This is a genomic window from Slackia sp. (genome assembly GCF_977041755.1).
Window position 1 is genome coordinate 1 of sequence record NZ_CDRRGL010000144.1, and the last position, 4,370, is coordinate 4,370.

Below are 4,370 nucleotides of genomic sequence, written 5' to 3' on the forward strand. Positions count from 1 at the left end.
CCAGGAACATCTTCGTTCATGAATCGCTCCCCGAGCAGATTGATGTTCAGGAAGCCATCGATGCCCATAACACCTTTGCCCGTAATGTCGGCACCGCCGCCCATGTGATGAATCATGGGGGCGTGGTGTTGCTGCATGCGCGCACCAGCCCAGGTACCCATGCGGTGGCCGTCGCCGGTATTGGTGTTATTGCCCTCGACGTCCCTATGAATCCACATCGCGGGAACGTCATTGGCCAAGGTCTCGGGGGCGAATGCTTCAAGCATGGACTTGTCGGAAGAATAGTCGCCCGTTGCCAAGATCACGCTTTTCGCAGCGATTTTCTTATACTTACCAGTTTCGGCGTTGCGCACGAATACGCCAGTTACAGTATCGCCTTCCTTAATAAGTTTTTCGGCGAAGTGTCCGTAGTAGGCTTTTGCGTTGCCCGTAGCTTCTGCCGCTGCAATTTGTTCGCCATGGGCAATTTGGAAGCTGCCAAATCCGACGGACGTGGGGAACGTCGAGCAGGTTTCGGCACGATAATCGTACCAATCGGGCAGGGGATATGAATCGGGGATAAGATTGTTTTCCTTGCCGTCGGGGATGTCATCGCGCGAGGTTTCTGCGATATAGAGGTCGGTAAGCGGCTCGATGATCCAATTGAAAACATCGCCCACTTCATAAACATAGCGTCGGATAATGGCTCGTTTTACGTAGTAACCGCATTCCTGCATGTGGCGGTTGATGATTTCCTCTTTGTCGATGTCGGCAGCGTGCCAGCGTTCCTCGCGCATGCCGCCGATGAGCGCGAACGCACCGCCGGTCGCGTTGTAGGATTCAGCTTTCTCGATTGCAATGGTGTTTGCGCCGGCTTCTGCGGCCGAGCGGTAAGCCATGACGCCCGCATTGCCCAAGCCGATAACTACGACATCGCATTCCTCTTCCGCTTCGACATCGGCATCGGAAATCTCGGGTTCCTTGCCGAGCCAATCGCCCGATGCGCTTTTTTCGACTTCGGTCGTTGCTTCTTGCTTGTCGCCAGTGTTTTGATCCTTGGCGGGTGAGCATGCGGCAAGGCTCATTCCTGCGGCTCCGATGCCCGCAGTTGCTAGGCCTGCCAAGAAATTCCTTCTGCTGAGTTCCATAATTCCCTCCTCAATATTGTCTTCGCCGATACGATTGGTATGCGTTCGGCGAAGACAATATTGAGCAAAAGGGCTTGTTTTGAAATCAGGAAAGAGTGTCGAAAGAGCAGGTAGAGACATATATCGGCAAAAATGGTCGATATGATGGTTGAAGCGAGGGGCGGCTTTGAGCGCGCAATGCGCGTTGCGGCGTATGCTACTATTTTCCCGGAGGAAATATGGGGAACATTCACTACGGAAAAATAACGGCACAGGACGCTATGGGGGCGCTGAATCGCTGCGCGCGATATGCCGGTTTTGGATTCTGCGTTGCGTGGGGCTTCCTGCTATTCGCTGTGCCTGAATTTCAGCCATCATCGGGACTTAACATCTTCTTGTGGTCCATGGCGCCTGGCTGTCTTGCCTGCTTATTCGTAATAGCGATTTCGCGCTGGCGAGCTATCTCGCCAACTCGCTCTGGGGTGGCTTTCTGCTGCGCGGCGCTCGCTTCGGTCGGGACATTTTTGCATGCATCGCCGATTGCATCGAATCAAGCCATTCAATATGTTGGTTTCGTATTGGCTGGCGCTTCGTTTATTGGGCTGCTTTTGCCGTGGTTTGTCGCATACGCTGAACTATCCGCTCGTGAAGTCTTCCTGTCTTCGGGGTTGGCTTTGGTTGTCGGATCCGTAACGTGCGTGATTGTGTCGGCTTGCGATTGCGAAATTGCTGGGTTCGTCCTCTCTATCTTGCCAGTGGCTTCGTTGCTCCTTCTTCCGGTCGGAAAGACTTCCGACCGCTCCCGCGGCGATGGCGTTACTGGAGTCGATCGCTCTCTTTTTCAGGTAATTAGGGCCGCTATTCCCACGAAAACATTGGCTGGGCTTCTGCTCGTATACTTTGTGATTGATGCGTTGCGCGGTATAGGGCGATTGCCGGGGTCGTTCTTTGGCAGGGCTGACGCATCCTTTCTGGTAATTCCATTGCTTGTGTCATTGGGCTGCATTCTTGTTTCGGCGATACGGCGGAAAATCGACTTAGGGGTTGCATGCAAGCTCTTGCTTGCCGTTTTTTCGATTTCGCTTGCTTTGTCGGTTGTTGCGGTGCACCCAGGGTTTCGCTTCGGGTTCGCAACGAGCGTATGTACGCAGGTGCTTTGCTGGATGCTGCTGGTGTTTGTCGCGAAGAAAAGCCCGGTTTCTGCCCAAATCGTCTTTGCTATGGGGATGATTGCCGAATTCGTGGGTGGAATACTTGCCGACTTAGTTATGCCCGCGATCGCGCCAGTTGGCATGCTTGCGCCGTTGGTACTGGTGCTGACCATTGCGTTTGCGACGGTATTTGTGTTTTCGGACGAATCTCTTGTGATTGAAATTGATTATGAAGAACCGGCTGAGTTGAACGACGGACGGTTGGCCTGTTGCGAGCGCCCGAAGGCATCTGGCGAGTGCGGTTTGACGGTTTCAAGTCAAGATGCGATTGCCGTCGCTGCGGCTTCTTCCGAGGACGAGACGCGAAGGGACGACGATAGGATTAACGAATTTTGTGCGGAGCGCGGGCTTACGGCGCGTGAATCCGAAGTTTTCTCGTTATGGATTACGGGGCATGATATGCGCACGATTCAAGAAAAGCTATTTGTTTCGCAGGGCACCGTGAAAACCCATTTGCGAAATATCTACGACAAATGCGGCGTCCATAATCGCCGTGACCTCATGAAGATGTTCGAGGAATAGGTAGTCCGTTGAAGCGTTGGTGAGCTTCGTTGCGCTGTTAAATGCTTGCACCGCTAACGAGTTTTTCACTGGGGCGCCCTTGCTGGCCGCAAGTGCTCCCGCCTGTTAAACGCTACGAGCATTTAACAGGCGGGACAGAGCAGCTTTCAGCTGCTCTTCAGCGTTGACGGTTTTTCGTAGCGAAGCGTTAACACTTTCGGCTTGTTTGCGACGCGTCGGTTACTATGGCGGTTTGTACTGATATATGCGGCGTGTGCCGCATAGGCCGACTCTTAAAGGAGCCCCATGGAATCGTTCGAAGTCGTTTTGCTGCTGCTTGGATGTGTTCTTGTCTCAAGCATTTTCGACCAGGTATTTTCCCGCTTGGCCATGCCGCTTGTGCAAATCGCCCTTGGCGCGGTAGTCGGCTTCTTGATCGCCGAAGACCCCTCGGCGGTTATTTCCGATCCTGAGCTCTTCCTGCTCATCTTTATCGCGCCGCTGCTTTTCGACGAGTCGCGCCATGCCGATAAGGGCGCGCTTTGGAAAAACAAGGGGCACATCATTTCGCTCGCTATTGGTCTGGTGTTCATTACGGCGCTCGTGATTGGCTTCGTGCTGAACCTTATCGTGCCGTCTATTCCTCTTGCGGCCGCTTTCGCGCTAGGCGCCGCGCTCGGTCCCACCGACGCCGCCGCCGTTGCCGCCATGGGCAAAGACGTCAAGCTTACCGATCGCCAAAAATCATTGCTTTCCGGCGAGGCTTTGTTCAACGACGCATCGGGCGTTGTGGCGTTCGAATTCGCCATCGCCGCGGCTATTACGGGCACGTTCTCGTTGTTCGACGCGACGGCTACCTTCTTGTTTGACTTCGCTGGCGGCGTGGTCGTGGGCCTTGTGCTCGCGGCAATCGTGATGTTCGTGCTTGGCCGCGTGCGCGCGCTCGGCCTTGAAACGCCCACGGTGTTTCTGCTGTTCGAAGTGGTCATGCCGTTTTTCGCGTACCTCACTGCCGAACACTTCGCCGTGAGCGGCATTTTGGCCGTTGTCGCGGCCGCGCTGTTCATGAAGTTCTACCCGAGCTCGCTTACCATCGAATCGTCTCGCTACGCCGTGGCCAGCGAAAATGTGTGGGAGCTCATCGTATTCGTGATTAATGGCATCGTGTTCGTGCTGCTGGGCATGAAGCTTCCCGAGGTTATTCTGCCTACATGGAATGCGTCGGGCAGTCAGGGTGGCGCGTGGCTCCTCGTTCTGATCGTGCTCATTACGGCTATCGTGCTTGGCGTGCGTTTCGCGTGGGTCGTGATTATGGAGAAACTCACGCGCAATCGCGAGGGCATCCGTCCGAAAATCAACGCCGATTTCCTGCGCAACGCGGCCGTGATTACGCTTGCTGGCCCGAAGGGCGCCGTGACGCTTTCGGTCGTTATGTCGCTTCCGTACTTCATTGCCGCGACGACGCCGTTTCCCAACCGCGACCTGCTTATTTTTCTTGCGTCGGGCGTTATTGTGCTCACGTTGCTCATTGCGAATTTCGTGGTGCCACTGC

At 54.8% G+C, this 4,370-nt stretch carries 3 protein-coding genes; 2 read left to right on the plus strand and 1 reads right to left on the minus strand.

Translation table 11 applies throughout. The annotated features are described in order from the left end of the window. Window positions 1-1,103: FAD-binding protein (locus ACWI8T_RS08480; RefSeq protein ID WP_449138626.1), on the minus strand; the 1,103-nt coding region annotated here is incomplete at its 3' end. 242 nt (window positions 1,104-1,345) lie between these two features. Between ACWI8T_RS08480 and ACWI8T_RS08485 the strand changes: the two genes are divergently transcribed. Together ACWI8T_RS08485 and ACWI8T_RS08490 are read left to right on the plus strand one after the other, a co-directional pair. After that, window positions 1,346-2,839 (plus strand): helix-turn-helix transcriptional regulator, encoded by a 1,494-nt coding sequence (locus ACWI8T_RS08485; protein ID WP_449138627.1) that lies wholly within the window; start codon window positions 1,346-1,348, stop codon window positions 2,837-2,839. Between the two features lie 285 nt (window positions 2,840-3,124). Further along, window positions 3,125-4,370: cation:proton antiporter (locus tag ACWI8T_RS08490; protein WP_449138628.1), on the plus strand; the 1,246-nt coding region annotated here is incomplete at its 3' end.